This is a genomic window from Microcoleus sp. T3_D1 (assembly GCF_036700405.1).
In the GTDB taxonomy this organism is placed as follows: Bacteria; Cyanobacteriota; Cyanobacteriia; order Cyanobacteriales; family Microcoleaceae; genus Microcoleus.
The window spans coordinates 78,380-104,139 of record NZ_JAUBOV010000012.1 but is presented as its reverse complement, the minus strand read 5'-3'; the positions used below and the strand labels follow the sequence as shown (position 1 = coordinate 104,139).

At 45.7% G+C, this 25,760-nt stretch carries 19 protein-coding genes and 1 tRNA gene; 9 read left to right on the top strand and 11 right to left on the bottom strand.

Annotated features, from left to right (window positions below; genetic code table 11):
• The first annotated feature begins 82 nt into the window (after nt 1-82).
• The 3 genes from QT992_RS08480 (at nt 83) to QT992_RS08470 (ending at nt 2,539) form a co-directional block, all read left to right on the top strand.
• On the top strand, nt 83-1,579 hold the full coding sequence (locus QT992_RS08480; RefSeq protein ID WP_333316223.1) for a tetratricopeptide repeat-containing serine protease family protein: 1,497 nt from the start codon (nt 83-85) through the stop codon (nt 1,577-1,579).
• 172 nt (nt 1,580-1,751) lie between these two features.
• On the top strand, nt 1,752-2,168 hold the full coding sequence (locus tag QT992_RS08475; RefSeq protein ID WP_333316221.1) for a hypothetical protein: 417 nt from the start codon (nt 1,752-1,754) through the stop codon (nt 2,166-2,168).
• A gap of 14 nt (nt 2,169-2,182) precedes the next feature.
• Nucleotides 2,183-2,539 (top strand): hypothetical protein, encoded by a 357-nt coding sequence (locus QT992_RS08470; protein WP_333316219.1) that lies wholly within the window; start codon nt 2,183-2,185, stop codon nt 2,537-2,539.
• Nucleotides 2,540-2,696: 157 nt separating this feature from the next.
• Here the strand turns inward: QT992_RS08470 and QT992_RS08465 are convergent, their stop codons facing one another.
• Complete coding sequence (locus QT992_RS08465) at nt 2,697-3,476, bottom strand: Tat pathway signal protein (RefSeq protein ID WP_333376820.1); 780 nt, start codon at nt 3,474-3,476, stop codon at nt 2,697-2,699.
• Nucleotides 3,477-4,170: 694 nt separating this feature from the next.
• Between QT992_RS08465 and QT992_RS08460 the strand changes: the two genes are divergently transcribed.
• From QT992_RS08460 to QT992_RS08450, 3 genes are all read left to right on the top strand, one after another.
• Complete coding sequence (locus QT992_RS08460) at nt 4,171-5,583, top strand: NB-ARC domain-containing protein (protein WP_333376819.1); 1,413 nt, start codon at nt 4,171-4,173, stop codon at nt 5,581-5,583.
• 478 nt (nt 5,584-6,061) lie between these two features.
• Complete coding sequence (ffh, locus tag QT992_RS08455) at nt 6,062-7,510, top strand: signal recognition particle protein (RefSeq protein WP_333166674.1); 1,449 nt, start codon at nt 6,062-6,064, stop codon at nt 7,508-7,510.
• Between the two features lie 163 nt (nt 7,511-7,673).
• Nucleotides 7,674-8,282, top strand: a complete 609-nt coding sequence (locus QT992_RS08450) for a Uma2 family endonuclease (protein ID WP_333376817.1) — start codon at nt 7,674-7,676, stop codon at nt 8,280-8,282.
• Nucleotides 8,283-8,604: 322 nt separating this feature from the next.
• Here QT992_RS08450 and QT992_RS08445 read toward each other — a convergent pair whose 3' ends face one another.
• The 10 genes from QT992_RS08445 to iscB form a co-directional block, all read right to left on the bottom strand.
• Nucleotides 8,605-10,509, bottom strand: coding sequence for an EAL domain-containing protein (locus tag QT992_RS08445; protein ID WP_333376815.1), 1,905 nt, complete (start codon nt 10,507-10,509; stop codon nt 8,605-8,607).
• A gap of 1 nt (nt 10,510) precedes the next feature.
• The gene (locus tag QT992_RS08440; RefSeq protein ID WP_333338000.1) at nt 10,511-13,309 is read right to left on the bottom strand and encodes an ATP-binding protein; all 2,799 of its coding nucleotides are present in this window, start codon (nt 13,307-13,309) and stop codon (nt 10,511-10,513) included.
• A gap of 123 nt (nt 13,310-13,432) precedes the next feature.
• On the bottom strand, nt 13,433-14,632 hold the full coding sequence (lptC, locus tag QT992_RS08435; RefSeq protein ID WP_333316207.1) for an LPS export ABC transporter periplasmic protein LptC: 1,200 nt from the start codon (nt 14,630-14,632) through the stop codon (nt 13,433-13,435).
• Between the two features lie 176 nt (nt 14,633-14,808).
• On the bottom strand, nt 14,809-15,414 hold the full coding sequence (locus QT992_RS08430) for a LabA-like NYN domain-containing protein (protein ID WP_006631885.1): 606 nt from the start codon (nt 15,412-15,414) through the stop codon (nt 14,809-14,811).
• Between the two features lie 105 nt (nt 15,415-15,519).
• A complete protein-coding gene (metG, locus tag QT992_RS08425) occupies nt 15,520-17,112 on the bottom strand; it encodes a methionine--tRNA ligase (RefSeq protein ID WP_333316205.1) in 1,593 nt (530 codons plus the stop codon).
• Nucleotides 17,113-17,756: 644 nt separating this feature from the next.
• Nucleotides 17,757-18,899: a heat-inducible transcriptional repressor HrcA gene (hrcA, locus tag QT992_RS08420; RefSeq protein WP_445251115.1), complete on the bottom strand. Its 1,143-nt coding sequence runs from the start codon at nt 18,897-18,899 to the stop codon at nt 17,757-17,759.
• A 389-nt stretch (nt 18,900-19,288) separates the two neighbouring features.
• Nucleotides 19,289-20,158 carry an alpha/beta hydrolase gene (locus QT992_RS08415; RefSeq protein WP_333316201.1) on the bottom strand — a complete coding sequence of 290 codons (870 nt, stop codon included), beginning with the start codon at nt 20,156-20,158 and terminating at the stop codon, nt 19,289-19,291.
• Nucleotides 20,159-20,255: 97 nt separating this feature from the next.
• Nucleotides 20,256-20,441, bottom strand: a complete 186-nt coding sequence (locus QT992_RS08410; protein WP_333338003.1) for a hypothetical protein — start codon at nt 20,439-20,441, stop codon at nt 20,256-20,258.
• 482 nt (nt 20,442-20,923) lie between these two features.
• Complete coding sequence (locus QT992_RS08405) at nt 20,924-21,649, bottom strand: hypothetical protein (protein WP_006631881.1); 726 nt, start codon at nt 21,647-21,649, stop codon at nt 20,924-20,926.
• A 227-nt stretch (nt 21,650-21,876) separates the two neighbouring features.
• Nucleotides 21,877-23,154 carry an RNA-guided endonuclease IscB gene (gene iscB, locus QT992_RS08400; RefSeq protein WP_333338006.1) on the bottom strand — a complete coding sequence of 426 codons (1,278 nt, stop codon included), beginning with the start codon at nt 23,152-23,154 and terminating at the stop codon, nt 21,877-21,879.
• Between the two features lie 610 nt (nt 23,155-23,764).
• Between iscB and QT992_RS08395 the strand changes: the two genes are divergently transcribed.
• The 3 genes from QT992_RS08395 to QT992_RS08385 all read left to right on the top strand — a co-directional run bounded on the left by QT992_RS08395 (nt 23,765) and on the right by QT992_RS08385 (nt 25,696).
• Complete coding sequence (locus tag QT992_RS08395) at nt 23,765-24,316, top strand: GNAT family N-acetyltransferase (protein WP_333316245.1); 552 nt, start codon at nt 23,765-23,767, stop codon at nt 24,314-24,316.
• Between the two features lie 326 nt (nt 24,317-24,642).
• Nucleotides 24,643-24,716: transfer RNA gene (locus QT992_RS08390), tRNA-Pro, on the top strand.
• Nucleotides 24,717-24,868: 152 nt separating this feature from the next.
• A complete protein-coding gene (locus QT992_RS08385; protein ID WP_333316197.1) occupies nt 24,869-25,696 on the top strand; it encodes a Tic22 family protein in 828 nt (275 codons plus the stop codon).
• Nucleotides 25,697-25,760: the final 64 nt, after the last annotated feature.

Below are 25,760 nucleotides of genomic sequence, written 5' to 3'. Positions count from 1 at the left end.
TCCAGGGTTTCTGGTTTTCAGAAATTTTATTTTAATCTATACTATTCGGAGTATAAAAAATCTTACTCTTCAGCAATCACCTATGAATAGGGATTATTCGCGCTTTGATTCCCTCACCAGCATCCTAGCAGGAACAGTAACGGTAGTAGGAATAGTTGTTTTTGCACAAGCCCCCGTTTTCGCAAAAACTCCCCAAGAAATTGCCAAATTTGCTGAATCTGTTACCGTTCAAATTAATGGAACAACTGGTCTAGGTACAGGATTTATTATTGCTAAACAAGGTACAACCTACACTGTCCTGACAGCTAACCATGTTGTAGATGATACCAAAGCTACCTATACGATTCGCAGTCATAGGGGAAAAGACTATCCAGTAACCCGTAGTGTATTATTACAGAAAGGCCAGAATGCTCCCGATTTAGCAGTTGTAACATTTAACAGTGCAGATTCTTATCCTGTTGTCACTTTCGGCGATTCCGAACAAGCGACAGTTGCTACACAAATTTTTGTGTTTGGCTATCCAGGTATTCCGGCTAGCAGAAACCAGCACCAAAAAGAGCGCAATTTCGAGTTTGTGCCGGGCTTCGTTACAAGCAGAATTTCAAGTCATCCCCAAGGGTATAATTTGCGCTACAATGCTGTCACGAAAGGGGGAATGAGTGGAGGGCCTGTATTTGATGGAGAAGGGCGGGTAGTTGGAGTTCATGGAGAGGGCGATCGGGATTACGATCCTGTCATTGACGGAAAAGTTATTACAGGTTTAGCCGATATTAAAACAGGATTTAATTCAGCGATTCCTATCAACACTTTTATAGCTAAATTATCCGAAGCAGGTTTAAATCGATCGGCACTTTTAATTAATACCTCTCCAACAGCTACTGAACCTCTGAAACTGAACAATCCGCAAGATGCTAAGACTTATTATGTTCGGGGTTTAACTCGGTTTGACAAAGGAGATTTGTCAGGGGCTGTTGCCGATTTTAACCAAGCAATTCAAACTCAATCTGATTACGCGGAAGCTTATTTCTATCGAGCCCTCGCTTATTCCGATTTGAGACAAATGCCCAAGAGTATCGCTGATTATAGCAAGGCGATCGCCCTAAATGCCGGTTATGTTGACGCTTACTACAATCGGGGGCTGGTTTTGTCAGCAATGGGAGACAAACCGGGGGCGATCGCAGATTATACTCAAGTCATCCGCTTGGATAGAAACTTTGCAGCGGCTTACAATAACCGAGGATTAGCACTTTCGGACTTGGGCGATCAAAAAGGAGCGATCGACGATTTCAATCAAGCGCTGCAAATTAATCCGGGTCGCGCCAACACTTATTTCAACAGAGGATTAGCGCTGTTTCGCATCAATAACGATCGCTCTGCCTTAGCTGATTACACTCAAGCAATTCAACTCAATCCCAATTATGCTAAGGCTTTTGCTAACCGAGGAATTACGTTAGTGAGAATGGGAGATAGACAAGGGGCGATCGCAGATTTGCAGCAAGCTGCTCGTTTATTTAGGGCTCAAGGAATGAACGCCGATGCTCAAAAAGCATTAGATTTGATTGGTCAACTGCAAAGGTAATAAAGTTTATGATATAGCAATCCTGAATCATTTGTAAAAATATGTAGGGGTAGTGCTACCCCTACTCCCCGTGCCTACCCCAGTCAAGGCGGGGCAACCGGGCGTGGGTTTTGCCCCTACAAGAATTACACGAATCATTTAGGATTGCTATATATATGATATAATAGAAAATATGACCCTTCTAAAAACCATGTATCAAGCAACATTAACTGATGTTTCCTTAGATCCAATATTAGAGCGCTTAACGCAACTTGCCCAACTAGAACCTGACTGGGATTCTTATGGTGCATTAGCAGTTTCGCCCGTTGCTTTTGTAAAAGCCTGTCAGTTGCTCATTCATGTCAAATACTCTCTGGCGCCTTTAGTTGGCGATCGAATTTTACCCTATGATGCAGCACCAATTGCTAATGGTAGCCTACAACTGGAATGGCGGAGTCCACAGGGCAATCTAGAAGTGGAAATTAAATCTGATATGAGTTTCAGCTATCTACTAATTAAGGGAGAGGGAAGCGAGAGAAAATTTGAGGAGAAAAACGATCTATCATTATCTGAAGTCCTGAATGTGTTGTCTCAGCTATTAATTCAATAAGTCAGGATGAGATAGTGATAGAAGAAATTGCAGATAACGATATCCTTTATCGTCGGATTCCGAATGTACATCTTTATGAGGATGGTACTGTAAAATCAGTGGCTTTCCAGGTTAGAGGAAAACCTGATAACAGCATCTCAGTTGAGTTGGCGAGGCTAACAACTCCCCAGGAAATTTTAGCTCGTGCGAGAAATCCTGACACTACTAAAGTGGGTGTTTTGGTAGCAGGATCTGCCCGTTGTTTAGGCTTCATTATCCGGCATGACCCTTTGCAGGATAATCCCGCTCATTGTCTTATTGAGGGGGAAAACAACAAAGTCAAGTGTAAACTTTTGGCTGAGGCTACAACTATTTTAACTTTGCCTGAGTAAAGGCGATCGCGCTTTTTGACAAATTGGAATGTAAGGGCGATCGCTACTGTTAGTATAATACCAAATCCGGGTTAAATACCCCCTTGATTCTTCAGTCTCAAGCGAGAGGGACTTCGTTTGACAAGAAGCGGTTTCAACCGCCGAATTTGATTTTCCCCTAAAACCTCACCGTCACCAAAATCACCCGCCGAGGCTGATCTTCCGCTTCAATAGTATACTCAACACGCCCAAAACCTCTCGGCCCCGGTTCAACTAAATCGTAGCGAGATGTCACCGTACCGGCGGCTGTATCGTATTGAGCAAAAACAGCACCGGGATTCCTCCCAGCAGACGCATCCGCATCCCCTCCCCAAGAACCCCAATCATCCAATCGCGATCGCGTTGGCAATACAGAAGCCGCGATTTCTGGAGGTGTTAATCTTTGATCGGCTAAGACTTGTTGAGCGTTATGAATAGCGCACATTGTCGGCCCGGAAATTTTGGCATCGCTATATTGATCTTCCCACTTTTGTACGAAGCCAAAACCAACATTCGGGCCGACTTGATCCTGTCTTTGCCGCCCCCACAGCCGACTGGTATCTGATGCAAAATTAGAACCGCTGCCAGTTACCGCTAATTCGGTTCTTTTGCTGGTAAAATTGCGGTTAACAAATTCTTTGTCTGCGGTGCGAATGGCATTAGCGGCCGCTGGTTCTATTTTACTGCTAACATTAGTATTGCCTTGTACGATTGGTGAGAGAACGCCGGGGATGGGCTGTGCTCCACAATATTTTTGAATACCGTTAAAAACGCGATCGGCTGATAAAGCACTAATCGGAAATTCTAGGGAATAAGCTTCGGCAGGTTTGGGGAAAAAGATGCCCGATGTTGCGGAAGCAGCAAAAGAAGCGCCACCCCAGATAATGATACGATTAAATTGACGGCGGCTGATACTCATAATTTATCGACTCCCTGGAGAGGATGCCCCCGGTTCAATTTGAAATTTGAAAAAGTGATAATTCCTGTTCCCACAATTTTTAGCTGTGGAACAAGATATCTCAAGAGATAAACTTCTACCATTACTAATATCTACCAGCATTGTATTGATCCTCCCAGGCTTTCCCACCTGAGAATCTACTTGATTTCCATCTACATAAACTTCTATTTTGGGTGGTAAAATTTCACTTTGATCGTCAACTCCATACTCCAATCGGAGAGAAGCACGACCCCCTGGAAGTTTACAAGTCCAACCGGCCTCGCGTACCCTCATAATACTGGTATGTAGTTGTCTGCCTATGGAAAGGTCTGTAGGCCCTCTGTACAAATAAGCTAACCCGCCCGGGTGACTAAGGTTCCTTCCACCCCGTGTAACAAGACATTGCAGGTCGAGTATATGGATTGGGCGCTGGGCCTGTGCCACTTGTGCACCAACAGTCGCTAGAGTAAAAGACAACACCCCAGCCGAGAACAAACCACTGAGCCACCGCACTCGCTTCATATAAATATCCTGCTAATACCTTAATCAATTAATATAAAGGATGAGCTGTGTAGGAAAAGTCCTGACTTTAGATAGATGACAAAATCAAAAATGTCACAATTGTACGAAATGTCAGGTATAATGAAGGGCGTAAACTCCAGCTTCTCCCTAATCTATGGATATTGCCGAAGTTTTGACACTGGCAGATGAGCTAATTTTTGCTAAGACGGGAAAGCATTTAGATTACGTGCAAGAAGCTATCCTGCGGGGAACTTTACAAGACACAACTTACACGCAAATTGCTCAAGAAGTTTACTCAAGTCCAAGTCATGTCAGAAATGTCGGAGCACAACTTTGGAAAAAACTTTCTAAAGAATTGAAAAAAGATATTACTAAAACAAATTTTAGGGCTGTATTAGAGAAGGGTATAGTTTATAATTATCAATCAACTATTGTTGAAAATATCACAGGTGAGAATGTAACAGTTAATAAAAACCTTAACGTTTGTCGTGAAAAAGTGCGATCGCCCAAAACACCCCAAAACCCCCAACCAACAGCAAAACAGCCCCGCATCGACTTAGGCGACGCACCAGAAATCTCGACATTTTTCGATCGCACATCCGAACTTTCCACCCTCAAACAATGGATTGTGGAAAACCGCACCCGTCTCATTACCATCTTAGGATTAAGCGGAAGTGGCAAAAGTGCGATCGCCCTGCAACTAATCCAACACATTGAATATGAATTTGACTGTATAATCTGGCGAAGCCTCCGCGACGCGCCATCCCTCCAAACACTCCAAACCGACTTAATTCAATTCTGTAGGGGCGGTGCCCCCGTGCCCGCCCCCGAAGAAAGGGCGATCGCCGCCCCCGAAGAAAGGGCAACCACGGGGGGATTGCCCCTACAATATTTGCGATCGCACCGCTGTCTCATCATCCTCGATGATGTGCAAACAATTTTCAGCAGCCAACAACTAGCAGGAAACTACAAACAAGGCTATGAAAATTATGGCACTTTCTTCAAACAAATAGCAGAATCATGTCACAACAGTTGCATAGTTTTGATTAGTTGGGAAAAACCCAGAGAAATTGCCGCATTAGAAAGCCACCCGAAAAATTGTCAAACATTGCAACTCAATGGTTTAGGCGAACCAGCGCGAGAAATATTCACAGAAAAAGGTTTACTTGAATCGGAAAACTGGTCAAAATTGATAGACATTTACCGAGGAAATCCCTTGTGGTTGAATACAGTAGCTGCTGCTATTCAAGACTTATTTAGCGGCAATGTTTCAGATTTTTTATCCTATGATAGCCTAGTTTTAGGAGACTTAGAATATATATTGCACCAACATTTTCAGCGCTTGTCAGACAGCGAAAAACAAGTAATGTCCTGGTTGGCCAATCAAATCAAAGCAGTCGAAATCTCCAAAAAGCCCGCCCTTCTGGAATTATCGCCTTCAGAATTCCTCAAAGCCGTCGAATCCTTGAGACGGAGGTTATTAATCGAAAAAGTCCAAAAGGGCGATCGCACCCTCTTCCAACTCCAACCGGCGATCGCAGAATACATAAAAACCAACATCAAATAAACAGTTGACAGTTGACTTTACAATCGAAACGGCGATCGTATTGCAATTAATTCTGTAGGGGCGGGTTCACAAACAATATTTGAAACAAACAAATAGGTAAAATAAACCCGCCCCCACCCACGCATAGGGCCGGGGCGGGTTTATAAATACCCTGGATGTGAATTAGAAATACTGGTGAACCCGCCCCTACAGCAACTATATCTATTTAACCGGACACGATATAACTTGAAAACATCTCAACCCATAGCGCATCAATCCGCGTTCATCAGCGGTTAAAAAATAAAAACATCAAACTACAAACTACGCATGAGGCCAGAAACCGGCTTTTTTACCGAATCAGTAGGCTGCAACGCGTCTTTTCATAAAAAACCCGGTTTCTTTAGTCGGAGTGCGATCGCGAACTGTTTCAGCAAAACTTGCATCCAAACATCCGCATTTAGCCTTAAAATTAAAAAGACTGACTAGCCAACAATGCCCTATGTTTGAAGCCCTTGCCGATCGACTCGAATCCACCTGGAAAAAACTGCGCGGACAAAATAAAATCTCCGAGTCCAACATCCAAGACGCGCTCAAAGAAGTTCGCCGCGCCCTCCTGGAAGCCGATGTCAACCTCCAAGTCGTCAAAAACTTCATCTCAGAGGTAGCGGCAAAAGCACAAGGCGCAGAAGTCGTTTCAGGCGTCCGTCCCGACCAACAATTCATCAAAATCGTCCACGACGAACTCGTGCGCGTCATGGGGGAAACCAACGTACCCCTCGCCACCGCCGACTCCGGGCCCACAGTGATCCTGATGGCAGGTTTGCAAGGAACCGGGAAAACCACAGCTACCGCTAAACTAGCGCTGCACCTCCGCAAACAAAATCGTACCGCACTGCTAGTCGCAACCGACATTTATCGACCAGCCGCGATCGACCAATTGCTAACCCTCGGCAAACAAATCGACGTACCCGTATTTGAATTAGGCAAAGACATTGACCCCGTAGAAATTGCCCGCCAAGGCATCGAACACGGCAAACAAATCGGCATTGATACCATCATCGTCGATACAGCAGGTCGCCTGCAAATCGACCAAGACATGATGGCAGAATTGGGCCGCATCAAACAAACAGTACAACCCCACGAAACGCTGTTAGTTGTTGATGCCATGACCGGCCAAGAAGCAGCAAATTTAACCCGCACCTTTCACGAACAAATCGGCATTACCGGCGCAATCTTAACCAAATTAGATGGGGACAGCCGCGGCGGTGCAGCCTTATCAGTGCGGCAAATATCCGGCGCGCCGATTAAATTTGTGGGCGTCGGCGAAAAAGTGGAAGCATTGCAACCATTTTATCCCGATCGCATGGCATCGAGAATACTCGGCATGGGCGATGTCTTGACGCTAGTAGAAAAAGCGCAAGAAGAATTTGACATCGCCGATGCCGAGAAAATGCAAGAGAAAATGCTCACGGCAAAGTTTGACTTTACCGACTTTCTCAAACAAACCAGACTGTTAAAAAACATGGGTTCCCTCGGCGGCATCATGAAAATGATTCCGGGGATGAACAAACTTTCAGACGAACAAATGCGGCAGGGAGAAGTGCAGCTAAAACGCACCGAAGCCATGATTAATTCGATGACAGTGGAAGAACGCCGCAACCCCGAACTTTTAGCAAGTTCTCCATCCCGCCGCCGCCGCATCGGCAAAGGCGCAGGCTACGCAGAAAACGACGTAACAAAGCTGGTGAGCGATTTCCAGAAAATGCGTACAATGATGCAGCAAATGAGTCAAGGCAACTTTACAGGAATGGGAGGATTGCCCGGAATGCCCGGAATGCCGGGAATGGGCGGCCCCGGAATGCAGCCCGGTTCCCGTGGCTATATGGGTGCCCAGCAGAAGAAGAAAAAGAAAAAAGATAAGCCTAAAAAAGGTTTCGGACAGTTGTAGAAAGCGTCAAACATATTGCACGATTGTCAAAATTTTGTAGGGGCGGGTTCACCGATCATAATTGCCTAAAACACACAATCTCGTAAACCCGCCCCACCCCGTGCAAGAGTCCTTTAACTTTTTTTTGTGGCCGAGTTCAATCTAAAAAAAACTGGAATTGAATATGGTACAAACAATCACTCAACCAGAAACCATATCTATAGAATTGCCAAACGCGATCGGGATTGTTGTCAGTAGCGAGCAATTCGAGGCCCTAGCATTGGCAAATCCCGACTTGAGATTAGAGAGAACAGCAGAAGGAGAATTAATAGTGAATCCACCCACAGGAGGAGAATCAGGCAGCCGCAATCTCAGTATTAGCGGGCAAGTTGATCGCTGGTGCGAAGCACACGAGGATTTAGGAGAAGGTTTTGACTCTTCTACCGGATTCATCCTCCCCAATGGTGCTCGCCGTTCTCCCGACGCTTCCTGGGTGAGTAGAACTCGCTGGGAAGCACTAACTCCAAAACAGCGCCAAGGCTTTGTTCCTCTGTGTCCAGACTTTGTAGTAGAATTGCGATCGGCATCAGACAGTCTCTCCACCCTTCAAACTAAGATGCGGGAATACATCGACAACGGCGCAAGATTGGGGTGGTTGATTGACCCGCAAAACCGGCAGGTAGAGATTTATCGACAGCAAGCAGAAGTAGAAATATTAATCAATCCTGCCGAGTTATCCGGGGAAGATGTATTGCCAGGATTTGTGTTGAATTTAAGGCGAGTGTGGCGTTAGATAGCTTTTGATACCAAATCCGCACAATCCCACATTCGGCACCCCCCAACGGGCAGCATACACTGCAAGAGTGCGACTCGAAGTCGATCGTCCGAGACAATAGTGAATCAAAATATCGAAAATTCTGTGTTACTGAGCATAAACCCGTTAGGAATTCCTAAAAATTAACGTTCGGGCATGAGGTAAATTTTATTAATTCATAAAATATCAAAAATCCGACCCAAACTAACTATTAATTCCCAGCAGAATTGAGTTAGCATGATGATGAGAGTAGGATTTTGAGCCTTTCCTACAAAAGATTCATAAAATTTATCGAGGCAAACTAGATGTCAGGCCAGCTTGCTAGCCCTACCTTTATGCCTAATAATTCGGTTGCCTTGAAGCTGTCTACAGGCTTAGAAAATAAATATCCTTGCCCCAACTCACACCCCAACTCTCGCAGTTTCTGTAGCTGTGCTGGCGTTTCTATGCCTTCTGCCACAATATCCATACCTCGGCTGCGAGCCAGCGTTACAATTGTCTGGATAATTTCTACGCCGCTGTTGTCTGCCCCAATGCGGCTCACAAAAGAGCGGTCAATCTTTAAGGTATCAATGGGAAACTCGTGTAAGCGGCTTAAAGAAGAGTAGCCCGTGCCAAAGTCGTCGATACACAACATAAGGCCTAGAGCTTTTAGCTGCTTCAACATCTTTTCTTCCCTGGATACGGTTTCCAAAATGCAGCTTTCAGTAATCTCTAGTTTTAGACTGTAGCTGGGAAAGCCAGTCTCCTGCAAAATCTCCTCAATTCGATTGAGTAGGTTTGCTTGCTTTAGCTGCACGGGGGAAAGATTGACATTAATCGCCAAGGGAGGTGTGTGGGGAAACTGTTGCTGCCAAATACTGATCTGGTGACAAGCTTCCTGCAAAACCCACCACCCCAGTTCATTGATCAAACCAGTTTCTTCAGCCACAGGGATAAACTCAGCAGGCGGGTAGATTATGCCAGATGGGTGATGCCAGCGCACCAAAGCTTCAAAGCCACTCAGTTGCCCGGTAGAAAGGGAGACAATTGGCTGGTAGTGAAGGCAAAATTCTTGTAGCGCCATTGCCCTTCTCAAGTCGTTTTCCAACTGCAAGCGCGTCATCGCAACAGTTTGCATCGCTGGATCGAAAACTTCGTAACGCCCTCTGCCTTGAGCTTTAGCATAATACATTGCGATATCCGCATCTCTGAGCACGTCTTCTGGGCGATCGTAACCCATTGTGCTAACGATAATGCCAATGCTGATATCGGTAAATACTTCATAATCATTCAAATTAAACGGCTGCCTTAATTGATTTTGGATGCGTTCAGCCACCCTGTTTGGTTCATCAATATCTTTAATATCTTCCAGCAATATTACAAATTCATCTCCTCCAAACCGCGCAACTGCATCTGTGGGGCGTAAAGAAGCTTGCAGTTGACGAGCAACGCTTTTTAGTAATTCATCCCCAACCAAATGTCCGAGGCTATCATTCACCACTTTAAAGCGATCTAGGTCAATAAATAGCACCGCATATAGATAATCTTCACGTGTGTACGACAAGTCGATCGCCTGTTGCAGCCGATTCATAAACCAAGCGCGGTTAGGCAACTCCGTTAGCGCGTCGTGAAAAGCATCATGTCCTAATTTTTGTTCTCTTTCCAACAACTGAACTTGAGCCTGTTGAAGCTCGTTGTAGGCTTGTCTAAGTTCAGCCGTTTGAGAAGCAACCCGTTCCTCTAACTCAGAAGTGAGTTTCTGCAAGGCCGCTTCCGCCTCTTTTCGCGCTTCAATTTCCTCTTTGAGAAGCACATTTTGCTCTTCCAGCGTCTTGGTCAAATTTCGCAGTCTCAGGTGTAGTTGCACGCGGGCTAGGACTTCCTCTTGCTGAAAGGGTTTGGTGATATAATCTACTGCCCCCATTGACAGACCTTTAACCTTATCCACCCGATCCGTAAGAGCTGTCATAAAAATCACAGGGATATCTTTCGTTGCCACCGATGCTTTTAAGCGGTGGCAGGTTTCAAAGCCATCCATCCCCGGCATCATCACATCTAACAATATGATATTTGGCGAAACTTCTTGTAACTTCTCAATAGCACTTTCCCCATCCTTAGCCACTAAAACCTTGAAGCCTGACTCCTTCAAAAAATCGAACAGAAGTTTGAGGTTATTCGGGTTATCGTCAACAATTAAAATTACATTGTCTTTTTGGTTGAGCATTTTATTCCCCCAAATGTTTTTTTACAAAAGCTAGTAGTTCTTTTTCTTCAAAATTTTTGGCAAATTGCAAGATTTTATTAGCAAAGGGTAGATAGTTACCGTCTATCTGCTTGAGTCTATTGGCTTCCTGCTCAACCACTTCAATATCGCCGATCCGAGCTGCATTAAACAGCGCTACCAGCTCTGCTGATGGCGGTATCACAAGCTCACCACTCTGAACTTTTAATAAATCAGTGAAACCTTCCTGCTGTGCGATCGCCAAATCCGCAGGTTGGTCGTAAATCCATTCTATTTGTAAGTAATTTTTTAATACTTCTAGCAATTCTTCTACTTGGATAGGCTTTGACAGGAACTCGTTACAACCTGCTTCTTGGCTATTTTGGCGATCGAATTCAAACACGCTGGCGCTGGATGCTATCAATATTACATCCTTAAAGTCTGATGACTTTCGGAAGCGCCGCGACATTTCAAATCCATCCATTACTGGCATCACTAAGTCTGTGATAATCAGATCCGGTTGAAAATCAATGGCTTTATTTAAACCCTCTTGTCCATTACAAGCTTCCATGATTTTAAAACCTAGTGGTTCTAAAAAACTTCTAATAAAACCTCGATTTTCTAATCGATCGTCTACTAACAAAATTTTATTTTTATTCCCTTTAAAACCCCTTAAATTAGTTGAAGTATTTAGCGAAGGTTGCTCAATAAATTCCGCTGATTGAGTCAACTCTAAATCAAGGGAAAAAATGCTGCCTTGACCGAGTATACTTTCGACTTTTATTTCGCCTCCCATCAGTTGAACAATTTTCTGTGCGATCGCTAATCCCAACCCAGTGCCTTCTGCCTTCTGCTGGCTATTTCCGACTTGTTCAAACGGTAAAAATATTTTTTCTAACTGTTCGGGTGCCATTCCAATCCCCGTATCTTGGATATGGAAACGAATTTTAGTAAGTTGTGATTGGTCAGAGTCTTCCCCCGTACCTATTACGCCTACCTTAAAAATAACACCTCCTTTTTCTGTAAATTTAATAGCATTGCCCAAAAGGTTAATCAAAACTTGGCGCAGTCGTTTTTCATCAGCATTTACAGCGTGAGGAAGTTGATTTAATACTTGATAACTAAAGGTAATTTCTTTTTGTTCAGCTCGGATGCGGCACATTTCCACAACCCCGATCAAAAAGGAAGAAAAATTAAAACTTGAGCTGTCAAGTTCCATTTTACTGGCTTCAATTTTAGAAAGGTCTAAAATATCGTTAATCAGCGTGAGTAAGTGCGAACCACACTGGTGAATAATGTGGATAGCATCTTTTTGTTTAGGAGTGGTAGTTTGATCGCGCTCCATAATTTGAGAGTATCCTAGAATTCCGTTCAGGGGTGTGCGAAGTTCATGGCTCATGTTGGCGAGGAATTCGCTCTTGGCATGGTTAGCAGTATCAGCGGCAATTTTTGCCTCTTTTAGCTCACTTGTTCGTTCTTCTACTCGATTTTCTAGCTCGGAGTTGGTCTTTTCTAAAGCAGCAAAAGACTCGCGCAATTGCTGTGCCATTTGGTTAAAAGATTGAGCGAGAACTCCCAGTTCATTTATCCCATTTACGTCTACTTTTTGATTTAATTGACCGCTAGCGATCGCTCTACTCGCTTTACTCAAAAGAAAAATAGGATGGGTAATCCAGCGGGAGGCGAGGATTCCTAACAACGTCGCTAGCACTAACGCTAAAATGCAGAGTAGGATAGTGCTACGGGTATTGGCATTGATTTCCTCCATAAAGTCGGCTTCTGGAACGACTACAACAATCAGCCAATCAAGACCTCTACCATCTTGGAAGGGGGATACTTGCACGAATTCCCGCTGACCATCTAGCATGAAGTCTAGTTGCTGGTTGCTATCTATTTCGGTAAAGTTACCAAAGCGTTCTATTAAATGTTGCGCTGTACCCTCGATCAAAGGTACGCTGCTCTCAATCGCTTTTAATCGTTGCGTTTTTTGGCGATTGTTGCTCTTGATAAATGGCTTCTCGGCGGTGGAAGAAGCCACTAGCAAGCCAGATCGTTCGATGATGAAAGTCTTTCCCGATCTACCAATTTTTAAACTTTGGAGAAAGTCGCCGATTTTTGAGAGAAATAGATCCGTACTTACAACACCTATAAAAATGCCATTTTTATCGTAAACAGGTTGGCTAGCGGAGATTCCTAGGCTAGGTTGAATATAATATTGATAAATTTTATTCCATTGGGGTTTGCCTGCAGCTTTTGCAGCTTTATACCAGGGTCGAATGCGGGGATCGTAGTCTGGGTGGGTTTCCTTAAACTGAGTCGGGTTGCCCTCTCTATCTACCTTGACGATCGTATTGAGAAAATTAGTAGAGCGATCGGTTATTTCAATAACCACACTGCCATCATCCTTATATCCAGCACCCGCGTATTCTTTTTTTTCGCCTCCAAAACTGATGTAACTAACAGTGGAAAATTGCTTGAGCTGCCAGTAGAAGTAGCTTCTCATAGAACCCATATTGTCTGGATTCCACAACCCAAAGCGGCCAATGGCATCGACGCTGATGGCATTAATCAAATGGGGCGTTTCCAAGTAAGTGTTTAATTGTTGATTGATGCGGGCGACTACCTCCGTTCGTAATTGGCTAGTAACATTGTTGACGGCAGTTTTGCCGTTGCGTAGCGAGAGCCAACCTGTCAGTCCCACAGCAGCGAAGATTTGCAGGACGAATGGTACGACTAAGACGAGGCGCAGCGGGATTTTTTGAGGCCTTTTTGCAACTTCGTCCTCACTTGCGATTAGTGTCATGGCGGAGTCATTTTAGTATTTGGATTATTTCAATAACAACAGTCGCTCACCCCTCCTTACTCCATCCAATCTTAATTATATCTGCGTTCATCAGCGTTCATCTGCCAACATCTGCGATCGCAATTATTGCTGTCCCAAAGTTCCCTTATACTCGTCCGGTACAAATTCCGTAACCACTTGGCCGCCGCCACCGTCGCCTTTGACAATCACAGTTTGATTTTTCAACTCTCCCGCCGCCCTCGGCCCTGTCAAATTAAACACCGGATTTAGCTGCCGATATACCACATTTCCTTCTGCATCGAACGTCTGGTTAGTTAAATACCACGTTACGCGATCGGTATTTAATTGAGCTTGACGTTTTTCCCCAATTCCTACCACATTTCCCGTCAAATAAAAAACTTTTTTCTCTAAATCTCCCCGCCCCGTATCCCCAGTCATCGTCACCTTTTCCACGCGGTGAAAAACCTTCACCGGTCCAGGCGATATCACAGATTGGGCCGGAAAATTCCAACTCATCAAACTGCTTTCTATTTGTAGCGGCGGGTCTGATGGCATCAACTGAGCGTTTTTTGTCAGCGTCGCAATCTTGGTTTTTAAGTCTACATCTACTTGGTCGGCAAAACCGCTGTCTGTGACTATTTTATCTTTGTATCTGTCAATTTGAGTCGGTTTGGCGCTGTTTACCTTTTGTTGATCCACAAACCACACTAAGTGCTCGGTTCGCAATTGCAAAACCGGATCTTTAACATTCGCCACCACAGAGCCGAATAACTCCATTCTCTTAGCCCTGCTGAAAACCCGCGCTTCCTTCGCTGAAGCCGTCACCTGTTTGTTCTCTCCCGTCAAATTATTGCGGACAACTAAAACATCTTCCTTCGGCCGCCACTCCAACTCATTTCCCCGCAACACCACTCCATTTTTCAGGTCTTTAGCGACTATGTTACCTTTGAGAAAAACCTGATTTCCTTCCTGAAATACCTGCCCCGTTTCTCCCTGAATATCGTAAATTTCTTTGCCGTCCTGAAACAATTTGCCCACTGGTTTCTGAACGTTAACTATCTTTTGGTCTTTGCTGTAAACGGCATTTTGCGAGTTTACTTTCCAGAACGTCTCGCCCTTTTCGTTTGCTTGTTCTAGGGTTACTTTGTTTAAAGTTAAAGTGCTGTTTGACTGTTGAGCAGTTTTTAGATCCTCCGCTAATTTGTTCTTTGGAGCCTCTTGCGGAACCGCACAAGCACCAATCCCCAAAATCAGTGCTGCTAAAAATAGCAGCATCAATTTTGGGGATTTGAAATTGGGAATTTGGGATTTGAGATTAATCATGGGTTATTGGGAATTGGTAATTGGTAATTGGTAATTAATAATTGGCTCTTGAAAAACACTTAATCAAAAATTAAAAATGTGTCATGTTTTGTCTAAATTTTTAACTTTTAATTCTCAATGATTCAACCCATTAACCATCACCCATTACCCGTTACCGATTACCCATTACCACATCCCTATCTGTCGTCGTGTTCCTCCATCAAGCTCAGACCCGACAAAGGGCGGTAAGCATAATTAGGGCGCGATGTTTTTTGGATGTCGTCCTTAATCATTTCCAAATCGATATAGCGATCGGCTACATTAATCAAACTGTCGCTCGTCATCGATCGCAAACTCACCACCTCAACCCGCACACCGCGATAGCTCACAGCGTCTACAGCATAAGCCAAATCGCCGTCACCGCTCACCAGTACCGCTGTGTCGTAAGACCCCACTAAAGCCATCATATCCACAGCGATTTCTACATCCAAATTCGCCTTCTTAGAACCATCTGGCAACTGTACCAAATCCTTAGAAATCACGCGGTAGCCGTTGCGGCGCATCCACAGCAAAAACCCCTGCTGTTTCTCGTTAGTGCGATCGACACCCGTGTAGAAGAAAGAGCGCAGCAGCCGCGATCCCGCAGTTAAACGGCACAGCAGCTTAGTGTAATCAATCTCAATTCCTAACTGCAAAGCCGCGTAAAAAAGGTTAGAACCGTCAATAAAAATTGCCACTCTACCCCGATTTTCTAGAACCTGTTCCGGCGTAAAAAGGTCGTTGCTTTCTATTCTATTCAACATGATTGTTATGCCTCAATTTTTATGAAAGATTGGTAAGGAAATAACTGCTAATTCGTAGTCTGTCATAACACCCAGAGCGCTGGCTGCCAACTATGAAGGTACTGTTTACAGCAGCTCGATCCGCTTAAAAACAGGTTGGGGTTCCCCCAGAGTTTGGTTTGCAGGCAAAGCGCCCCAGGCAGCATGAGCTGCAAAATTCGCTAAACTGTTAACTGTAACTCGATCGTTAAAGTCAATTGAAAAACCTAGCTGTTGATAGATAGCGTTGCTGATATTGGGAATAATCGGCGATAAAAGGTAAGATGCTAGTCTAACAGATTCCAGAACAGAATATAGCACCTGTTCGACACTTTCGAGCTGTCCCTGCTTGTACAAACTCCAAGGTGCTTGCACGTCAATAAACTTGTTCCCGGCTCGCACTAATGCAAGCACGGCTTCGCAAGCCTTGCTAAAAGCCAACTCTTCGTAAAAATCCGCTACTCGATCGCCCAAATCCAGGCTCATAGCCTTGAGAAGGTTGTCGCCCTCAATGTTTTCTCCCAACACATTTGGTACGCAGGCACCGCAATATTTGCGAGCCATGTTTAACGTGCGGTTAAGCAAATTTCCCAAATCATTTGCTAGCTCAGCATTCAATATATTGATAAACCGAGTTTCGTTAAAATCGCCGTCCTCTCCGAACTCAATTTCTTTGAGGAAATAGTAACGTACTGCATCAGCGCCGTACTTGTTGACCAATTCGACAGGGTTTAAAGTATTACCCTCCGTTTTGCCCATTTTTTTGCCGTCTTTGGTCAAAAACCCGTGTGCGAAGACGCGACCCGGCACCGGCAGATTCGCTGACATCAGCATTGCCGGCCAGTAAACTGCGTGGAAGCGAAGAATATCTTTGCCGATCAAGTGCAAGTCAACCGGCCACCATTTAGATAAAGCATTCTCCAAAATCGGGTCGCTGTCCGGATCTAGCAAGGCCGTGACGTATCCCAGCAAAGCGTCAAACCAGACGTAGATGCTGTGACTGGGGTCAACTGGCATTGGCAGACCCCATGCGAGATTCACTCTAGAAATCGAAAAGTCTTGCAGTCCAGAGTTGACGAAACTGAGCACTTCGTTGCGTCGGCTTTCCGGCGCGATGAAGTCGGGACGTTCTGCGTACAAAGCCAGCAGTTGGTCTTGATACCGCGACAGACGGAAAAAGTAATTTTCCTCGTCGCGCCACTCAACTTCCTTGCTGGTGTGGACAGAACACCGATTTCCCGGCAACAATTCCCGTTCATCCTTGAATTCTTCACAGGAGACGCAGTACCAACCTTGTTGCTGGTTCAAGTAAATGTCGCCGGAGTTCCAGACGCGCTGGAAAAATTCTTTGACAATGTACTCGTGGCGCCGCGAAGTTGTGCGGATGAAGCGATCGTACTGGATAGAGAGTTGCTCCCACAGCGCCTCAAACGCCGGAACCACTGAATCGCAGTGAGCTTGGGGCGATCGTCCCAAACTCTCGGCTGTCCGCTGAATTTTCTGGCCGTGTTCGTCCGTCCCTGTAACCAGCAAAACAGATTTGCCCCGCAGCCGCTCAAATCGGGCTAGGGCATCCGCAGCCATAGTCGTATAAGCGCTGCCAACGTGAGGTAAATCGTTTACATAATACAGAGGCGTTGTGATCGCAAAGGTATTTTTAGTTTTATCGGTCGATTTCATTGAATGCTAAAAGAAAATTCCCTAAATTTCGTTTCGATCTTAACTCAGCGGTTAAATTTTTTATGGAGTGGCAATCAAGCCAAATTCACTGCAAGTTATTTGCAATTGTCTAACCCGGGCTATTCCCAAAAGAAATATTGCTTTCATATCAACACTAATCTTTTTTAGTTGTTTTTGACCAACTCTCTAAAATGTCTTAATATTTTGACATTCTGCTGCCTTGGGAATCGACGCTCCTGGGGTACGCGCCTCCTCTATTCATTGGTCGTAGCCGCTATCGCTAGAGCGGGTTTAGCAGCCCACCCGGTTGGCAACAAAACTCGTCAGTTGGGCTGCTAAACCCGCCGTTCGACTAACGCTCCGCGATTACTTTCTGTGAATGCCCGATCGCTCACCATCGCCATCTCTTTCTCGCGATCGCTGGAAAGTCGATCGCCCGCCACTCCTGCCACTTTCCGAGCCGCTCATGGACGCAGAAACCGGGTTGTTTACGAAACTCTCTTGTCAACCGCGAAGCTTTAGTTTCTTGCCCCAAAAAGAGTATAAAAGCCTAGGTTTTTTATCACAAAACCCGGTTTTTAAAGGTTGCGAGTACATCCACAGACAATAAAACCCCAAGCCAGTTAAGCTTGGGGCTATCAAAATTAGGGTGCATCTAACAACGGATTATCCGATCGCCCTCGATCGCCATCTGGAAAACTCACTCGATTTCCGCCAATAGCTTCTGACAAATAATCCGCCGCAGCTTCCACAACCGCGATCGCATTTTCGTAAACCATCCGCGTCGGCCCCAAAACCCCAACACTACCCACCGGCACTGATCCCCGGCGGTAAGTCGAAGAAATCAGAGTACAGCCACGAATTGGTTCTAAAGAATTTTCCGAACCAATACGCACCGTTACCCGCTTTCCGGGGATGTCCAACTCAGGCGATTCAAAAATCAAAGGCCAAAGCAGTTCTTGCTCTTGTTCGAGCAGTTGCACCAGGGTTTGAACTTGCTGCAACTGCGAAAACTCAGGCAAGCGCAGCGCTTCTGCTAAACCGCCGATCAGAATCCGCGTGTAGGTTGGATTGCTTTGGCGGCTGCTCAAAGCAGTCAGCATGGTTTCCATCCACTCAGCGTACAGCTCAAAGTCCCGGTCTAACTCGCTCCAGTCTACAGCCGAGAGTTCCGAGAGCGATCGTCCCCGCAACTTGCTGTTCAAAAAATTCGACAAAATCTGCAACTGGCGATCGACAATTTCGGCATCAGGCCTGTTACCTTCTGCGTCTGAAGGCAACTGCACCAAAACCGACTGAGTTTCGTAGGCATCCGTCACCACGATCAGCATCACCTTTCCCGGCTCTAGCTGCACCAGTTGCAAGTGGCGCAAGCAAGCCATAGTGGTTTGCGGTATGGTGATCATGGCTATGTAACCGCTGATAGTTGCCAGGATTTGAGCAGCGCCACGGAGTGCCGCGTCCATGCGACCATCCGACCAATTGAGCTGGTCTAGTACCTGTTCCACCTTGCGGGCGAGCGTATCAGACGGCTGAATCAACTGGTCTACATAAATTCGGTAGCCGGAGTCAGAGGGGACTCGTCCTGCCGAAGTGTGGGGCTGATAAAGCAGTCCAGCTTTTTCAAGAGTCCCCATCGCATTGCGAATTGTAGCTGGGCTGACGCTGAGGTTGAATTCGTCAGCCAAAGCTTTTGAGCCAACGGGTTCCGCTGTTGCTATGTAGTGGCGAACCGTTGCCCAAAGGATGTGTTGTTGCCGATCGGTGAGGTTAACGCGCACAGATATTTAAGCAGAATTAGAATTTAGAGTTGAAAGCCACTATTTAATCGAAACGTCTGTCCCAAGAGGGCGATCGGGCAGACTTATCTATTTAAGATAACAGATTTAGGCGAAGGCAGAAGGCACAGGGAAGAAGCAAGAGGTAAGAATGAACAAGGAACAGGGAAGAATGTTTTAACTTTTAACTTGTATAGCAACCGCCCGGACGGTTAGGACGTTCTTAATTGCACTTTCCCCATGCGGTCAATTTCTTCCTTCTCTCCTAGATAACAACTAAAGCCTTCTTCGTTCTTCCTTCTTCCTTCTGCTATAACTTTCTATTTGGTAGCTTCGTTTCCCCGAACCGGCTCTCGGCCCAATGCCCGATTCCTCGGCTTTGTTTTGCCCAATTCCCTTTAAGTGTGTTCTTTGAGAATATTTTGCAGATAACTAGCCACGGCATCCGGCTGTTCCACCATTGCCAAATGGCCACAATCGGGAAGCTGAAGGACATTCTCGCCGCAACCTTGGAACATCCAGTGAAAGCTAGCCAAATGCAGCACGTATTTTGGTTCCATAATTTTGTCTTTACTACCGGCAATAAAATAAACAGGCTGCTTGAGTTGGGACACAATTTGTGGCAAGAGGTGAATCTCGGCTTCTGTGGTGGAGTCCAACAAAGCCCCCAAAGCTGCCTCTGGATGAGCTCCCACGAAATCTATTAAGCGCTGCCGTCCCCAGGATCTGCCGATCGAGCGGGCTACAGAATCGCGCGCAAACACGTAATCTGCTAAGGGCAAGCGAGGCAGCCAGCCGGGACGCATTGTCACTAGCTGCTTGCCGACCGATCGAAACCGCTCGAATTCTTCCTTAAGATAGATGCCGCCCCCTGCATTGATGCAGACCACGCCTTTAACGCGATCGGAGAATTTGCTGGCTCCCCATAGAGCGATCGTGCCGCCGAGAGAGTGTCCCACCAGCCAAGCAGAAGATATATCGAGTTTTTCGAGTAAAAGTTCCAAATCGCGAGCGTAAGCTGCGGGAGTGTAGCAGGAATTTAGCGGTTCGGAATGCCCGCGATCGACGCCACCGTCGGATTGAGAATCGCCAAACCCCCGCAAATCGTAGGTAAGGCACTGATAGTTTGATGCCAAGCGATCGGTCAAAGGTTGCCAGTAGTGGCGGCTTAACAGCCAGCCGTGGACAAATACCAGAACCGGGGAAGTTGCAGTCGGAGCCGTCAAATCGTAAGCGTGCCGAACCCCTAGGATGTCGATTGTTGCCATACTTTTATCCTACCCGCTCCATAAGACCGATGTAAACCTATGTATAGCCTTTCTCACAAAGAGGGAGTACGCCGAAACCCTGTGTTTTCAAGCTTTTTCAGGCTGACGCTACAAGATTTTTGTCCACTGCACGGGCAATCTTGGCATAGCTTGCCCTTTTATGCGATCGGCCTGGAATAAATATTCCTTCAAACCAGCTTTCTATGTTTTTTGCACCCTTCAATTTTTTGTCTGCTGTACGATCGCAATTGCGACATAAATCAACGCGATTTTTTAATGGCATTTTGCGGCAATATTTTTCCCAAACTTAGCCGATTTGAAAGTTGTTAACCCTTGGAATTCCAGTGTCAAATTAGATATTTTTTTGTAGGATAGTTACAAATTAAATTCGTACCTCCTACCTTCAACTATTAAACCAACTAAATTGTTAGCATTCAACAATTATTTAATCTCTTAATTCTCTAGCTAGCGTTACCTATCCCTAGTTTTGGGCGAGGTGAGACGTAATTTTATTGAGCGCATTTTTGCGGATACTGGCGACTTTTGCGTGTAGTCCCGCGAGCTTACTTAAGTAAGTAGGCGCTGTAAAACTTAAAAAGCTTGACAACCTCGTTTCGGCGTGTCCCATGTTTATGAGAACCGCTATCTACACTCGTTTGTAGGAACAATGTTGCCGAGCTTTTTATCCTATCTCACTGGAAAACTTCTGCAAACTAATGTCTACTTATAGAAATCTAGTTATTTAGGGAGCATCGGCAGCTTGCCCTAAAATCGCTCGCCTAGCAATCTTTGTCGCACCCCCTCAGCGATTTTCTGCCCCAGATATTCGGGAATTAAACTTTCATTGGGCCCCAACAAATAGAGAATTAGGCGAGTTCGCCCCCGCCAAACTAGCAAATTAGCATTTACGACCAACAAATCCTCTTGCCAGATGGCATACATAACTTTGTAAAAAAGTCCAGGTTGATTATCGGCTTCAATCAGCAAAGCTGGCAAGTGGAAAACCGGATCGACGTAGAATTCAGTTGCCACATCTTCTAAACCCGCGTCTAAATTAAATTCCACCGCCAACATCTCTTCAACCTCAAAATGCCCCGCCAATGCCTCTCGAACCGCCCTACAGACGTTTTCTGCTGTTTTATCTGCCAGTACCTTGCCACCGCGAGATACGACCAATTTGATAAATACCAGCATGGGCGGGTAAATTTGACCGTACAGACTCAGACTGTGAATCGTCAGCCCGTAGGCCGCGAGCACTCCAAAAATATCGCTCAATAGAAAAGACTGGTTCCGGTAAGCAAAATGCAGGGCACTTTTGTTACCTTCAGCTCGGATTTCGATGACTGCTTGCCGAGTTTTGTAAAGCTGGTAAGCTAATTTGAGGTTTTGCAACTGGATTTCGCTGCTGACAAATTGCTCATAAAACTGCGGAAACGCTCGGTTAAAGCGCTTGAGAAGTTCTAGTGTAGATGGTTTTAAACCCGAAGCCATAATTGAGGGGAAGGTGCGGGAAATATACTAGGTATTGACTCTTCCATGCCTTATGGCAATGGGATTTTCGATTCGACGATTCGACTTAAATTGTACCCGTCTCCTCACTAAAAGCAAAAGTCAAATCTGTCTGAGAACTTATCACGAGAATGTCACCAAAAAACGAGTGAGAAGCCCCTGGCTTTAGAGATGGGGAGGAAAGCGGCTGCGACTTCAGTCGCCTTGAATCAAAAGCAATATGAATAGCCATCTTTTTTGTGAATAGGTTTGCAATATTTATGGCTAATTCCTGCTACTCTTCCCTTCATTGTAGCGATGTCGAACGAACCGGATGCACGGCAAAGAACTCGTCCCACGTAGGAACCGACTTTCTTGCCTGCGGTGACGGTAGCGCTGATAATATCGCCAGTTTGAAAACCAAAATGGATCTGCTTTTTCGATCTGTGTCGAACTGGGAAGCCAAACCTATTTGTGCCACACATTTGTCGAGTACCGTGTCCGGCTGCTTTTATTAACAGCGGTTGAAAAGTCAGCACCTTTAATTCTTCGACTTTGCCTACGCAAGCAGCATCTAACCAGTGGGATTTAGGTAGATTTAATCGAGTGCGATTAAATTTTGTTAAGCCACCACTGCCAGTAGAAACTGGTAAACCAGTCGTCAAACGGAGTCCGTTAAACAACGCCCAGCGAGTTGAATTAACTGCTGCTGCATCTTTTAAGGGACGTTTTGCTTGGGATAGAATCCGCTTTAAAATATCGGGCTTTTTAGAGAGGAATTGCTCAAGAGCTTGAGTACCTTTCTTTTTATTGCAAGCATCGCAAGCAAGGCACAGATTAGAAATGCGATTAGAGCCGCCTTTGGCTCTGGGATGAATGTGTTCGACTTGTAGTGGCGTATCCGTAATTCCACAATACGCGCACTTTCTATCCCATTTGTTTAACAAATATTCGCGGCTCTCGTAACCACATAAAACGCCTTGCTGATATTCCAGTCCATTAATCTCTGGATTTTCTAGTTGTTGCAAGTCGAACCGCACAAGTTCTTGAACAATAGAACCAATGGGAGCGACTTTCATCAATCTAGTTGCCCAGGTTAGGGTTGTTTCGACACGATGTTGTAGGCTTGGAGCCAACCACCCTTTCGGGCGAGTTCTATTTAGAAATCTAGCTTTCCGATAACGAGTATGACGATTTCTCCTACCTCTACGCAATGAACGGCGAGACTCCAAACTAGCTTTAATAGCTTGACCTCGGTGAGTTAGCTCTGCACCAAAGATTATATTCTCTCCTCGCACTAATGCGATTCCAGTAGCCTTGGAGCCAGGGTCTAATTTAAGAGTGATTGGTTCCTGGGGTGCTGTTATCTCTACCTTGAGAATGAGTGTGAATGGATATCTTTTAAAAACAGCAGCTTTGCCAGTGGTTAGCAATTTGCGAGCCAATCCTGGACGAATTGGATTGAGCGGTCGTTTGTGGATATCAAGTAGAAAAACGAAATTAGACACAAAGTCCTCCATTGCTGGGTAAAGTTCGCTTCGAGAATGTTTTAGGAGCTTGTTATGCCAAAAGCACTGGTTTAACCCCGTTAATCCTGTTTAACTTTGGGCGATAGAGCGGAAAACTAGCGTCGCATTTTCCGGTATCATGACTCAAAAAACGTAGGTCTAATCCAGTCTCTGGTAAGGTTCGGGCTTTCTTCTTGCACCGCTCGGAACGAGCCGGACTTCCTAAAAGCCCCCGCTTTTAAGCGTGGGGTTCCTTACCGTTGCGCCATTCCAGTGGTATTTCCCACCAAGGGTATAAGTTCCGGCGCGATCGGCGGCACTCAAAAGAAGCATTTCCTAATATGCCTCTGTCCTGGTTCGGCAACAAATTTTACCTTAAAAGCGGGTTATCCGGGCACTGGCTAGCAGAACATTTCTACCAAACTTGACAGAATCAAAAAAGCGCAGACTCAATGTTGGACGACAAATCCCTGTTTTCGGCGTAAGATGAGTGTACCGTAAACTGTTCCTCAAGAGGCTACCGGCAATTGATCCTACGCCGATCGGGGTGGGTTTATCTGTCTGGTTCTCTTTCTCGTCGTCCAACTTCTACTACCTTAACCGCGCCTGCATGGGTTTTTGGAAAAACTTATTTAGTAGTTCTGAGTCTGCCTCTGTACCCCAAACAGCGGATTTTGAGGAAGATGTGGCTGTTGGGTTAGGCGATCCGCTTTCCCCAACGTTTCGCAAGCCCGCCAGCGGAAACGCTCGCATCTTTTTCAGTTGCGATCGGGACATTGACCTCTACGAACTCGAAGAACTTTGTAATGCAGTGGGTTGGTCCCGCCGTCCCCTGCGTAAAGTCAAAAAAGCTATTCAGCACAGCTTCCTAGTCGTCTCTATGTGGGAGATGCGGGGCAGCCAGCGACGGCTGGTGGGTTTCGCCAGAGCGACTTCAGACCATGCTTTTAATGCCACGCTTTGGGATGTGGTAGTTCATCCCGACTACCAGGGCAAAGGCATGGGCAAGGCGCTGATGAAATACATCATTAAAAAACTCCGCAGTGAAGATATCAGCAACATTACCTTATTTGCTGACCCTCATGTGGTGGATTTTTACCGCAATTTGGGCTTTATGTCCGATCCAGAGGGGATTAAAGGTATGTTTTGGTATCCTGATTAGCGAGCGAGGTGCAGGTCGGCGTTGATTTGTTGAGGATCTACAATACAATATTGACGCTGCCAACACCGACTGCACCTGTGCGCTGCCCTCAGTTACGCTTGGATGTATCTCGGCATCAGCGCCGTTATGAAACTGTGCAAGTATTGTCAGTCGATTTGAGCAGATCGCGATAGGAGTCAGGGGCTGGTATCGATTTTTGGGTGGCGTCAAACCGCACAACCTGAAAAAAACTTCGCCTTAGCTCCATCGAGAGCTAAATATTTAATAAAGCTTGACAAGCAAGCGGTTTTGTGTGTTAATGGTTAAAAGATAGCTAACTATCACACCGGGATGTAGCGCAGCTTGGTAGCGCGCCTGCTTTGGGAGCAGGATGTCGCAGGTTCAAATCCTGTCATCCCGATCGCACAATGTTAAATAATAGATTGAAGCAGAACTGTCTCTGATGTTTACATTTAGTCAAAATGAAAACAAATTGAGGCAGTTTTTGCCGATCGTGTGAAAGCGCGAGTCTTTGCGTTAATGTGTTTCAGGATCGCTCCTGATGGAAAAAACATGAAATCATTAGTTCGTTTGGGCGCAATATTGGGAATTGTCGGCAGCACTCTGCTGGGCCCCTCCCCAATTGGCAAGATGTCTGCACTGGCACTGCCGGAGCCGCAAATTTTGGAAAAATTGCGATCGGTGCCGGTATTTACGATTACAGACGCTCAGGGTGCGCCCCTGATCGCTTCTGTTCCCAAGCAGGGTCAGGGTCAAACTGGTAATGCTTCCGTGGCGGGAATTTTCATCAGCCAGAAAGACGCTCAAGCTTTTGTCGATCAACTGAAAACCAGAAATCCTCAGTTGGCGGCCACGGTGCGCGTGATGCCGGTGTCGCTGGGGGAAATTTATCAGCTCACTCAAGCAAATAAAGGCAAGCCGGAGGAAGTGCAATTTGCTTTCGTTCCCGCTCCGCAGCAGGTGCAGTCCGCTAAAACTGTACTTCAGCAGACTGGTCAACAAGTTAATGAGTTCAACGGTGTACCTCTATTTTTGGCAAGAGGCGGCGCAGAAAATGGTTATTTGACGATTCAGCGGGGTCAGCAAGAGGTGATTCCCTTGTTTTTTAACAAGGAGGATTTACAGGGAATGGTCGATCGTTTTAAGCAGCAGCAGCCCAACGTGACCGCCACAATTAAGATTGAGGTGGTGAACTTGGAGAGCGTTTTGGAAGCTTTGCGTACTGAGAACGACCCGTTTTTGACCCAAATGATTTTGGTTCCCTCGCGGGAGTCGCTGGAATTTGTGCGATCGCTCCAACCTGCCGGTGCGGGCCAAAATCCACAGGTTGCTCCGGCTCCAGCTCGGCCGGCTCCAGCCTCTCCGGCTCCAGCTCGCTAATAGTTAGTCAGCAGTCATCAGTCATTAGTCATCAGTTATCAGTCATTAAATAGTAGGTTGGGTT

Excerpts from the sequence above, each read along its gene's own strand:
- lptC (WP_333316207.1), bottom strand. The coding sequence starts at position 14,632 with ATGATTAATCTCAAATCCCAAATTCCCAATTTCAAATCCCCAAAATTG.
- QT992_RS08385 (WP_333316197.1), top strand. The coding sequence starts at position 24,869 with ATGAAATCATTAGTTCGTTTGGGCGCAATATTGGGAATTGTCGGCAGC.
- QT992_RS08410 (WP_333338003.1), bottom strand. The coding sequence starts at position 20,441 with ATGCCATTAAAAAATCGCGTTGATTTATGTCGCAATTGCGATCGTACA.
- QT992_RS08450 (WP_333376817.1), top strand. The coding sequence starts at position 7,674 with ATGGTACAAACAATCACTCAACCAGAAACCATATCTATAGAATTGCCA.
- QT992_RS08405 (WP_006631881.1), bottom strand. The coding sequence starts at position 21,649 with ATGGCTTCGGGTTTAAAACCATCTACACTAGAACTTCTCAAGCGCTTT.
- QT992_RS08395 (WP_333316245.1), top strand. The coding sequence starts at position 23,765 with ATGGGTTTTTGGAAAAACTTATTTAGTAGTTCTGAGTCTGCCTCTGTA.
- QT992_RS08460 (WP_333376819.1), top strand. The coding sequence starts at position 4,171 with ATGGATATTGCCGAAGTTTTGACACTGGCAGATGAGCTAATTTTTGCT.
- QT992_RS08430 (WP_006631885.1), bottom strand. The coding sequence starts at position 15,414 with ATGTTGAATAGAATAGAAAGCAACGACCTTTTTACGCCGGAACAGGTT.
- metG (WP_333316205.1), bottom strand. The coding sequence starts at position 17,112 with ATGAAATCGACCGATAAAACTAAAAATACCTTTGCGATCACAACGCCT.
- QT992_RS08445 (WP_333376815.1), bottom strand. The coding sequence starts at position 10,509 with ATGCTCAACCAAAAAGACAATGTAATTTTAATTGTTGACGATAACCCG.
- QT992_RS08475 (WP_333316221.1), top strand. The coding sequence starts at position 1,752 with ATGACCCTTCTAAAAACCATGTATCAAGCAACATTAACTGATGTTTCC.
- QT992_RS08480 (WP_333316223.1), top strand. The coding sequence starts at position 83 with ATGAATAGGGATTATTCGCGCTTTGATTCCCTCACCAGCATCCTAGCA.
- QT992_RS08465 (WP_333376820.1), bottom strand. The coding sequence starts at position 3,476 with ATGAGTATCAGCCGCCGTCAATTTAATCGTATCATTATCTGGGGTGGC.
- ffh (WP_333166674.1), top strand. The coding sequence starts at position 6,062 with ATGTTTGAAGCCCTTGCCGATCGACTCGAATCCACCTGGAAAAAACTG.
- QT992_RS08440 (WP_333338000.1), bottom strand. The coding sequence starts at position 13,309 with ATGACACTAATCGCAAGTGAGGACGAAGTTGCAAAAAGGCCTCAAAAA.
- QT992_RS08415 (WP_333316201.1), bottom strand. The coding sequence starts at position 20,158 with ATGGCAACAATCGACATCCTAGGGGTTCGGCACGCTTACGATTTGACG.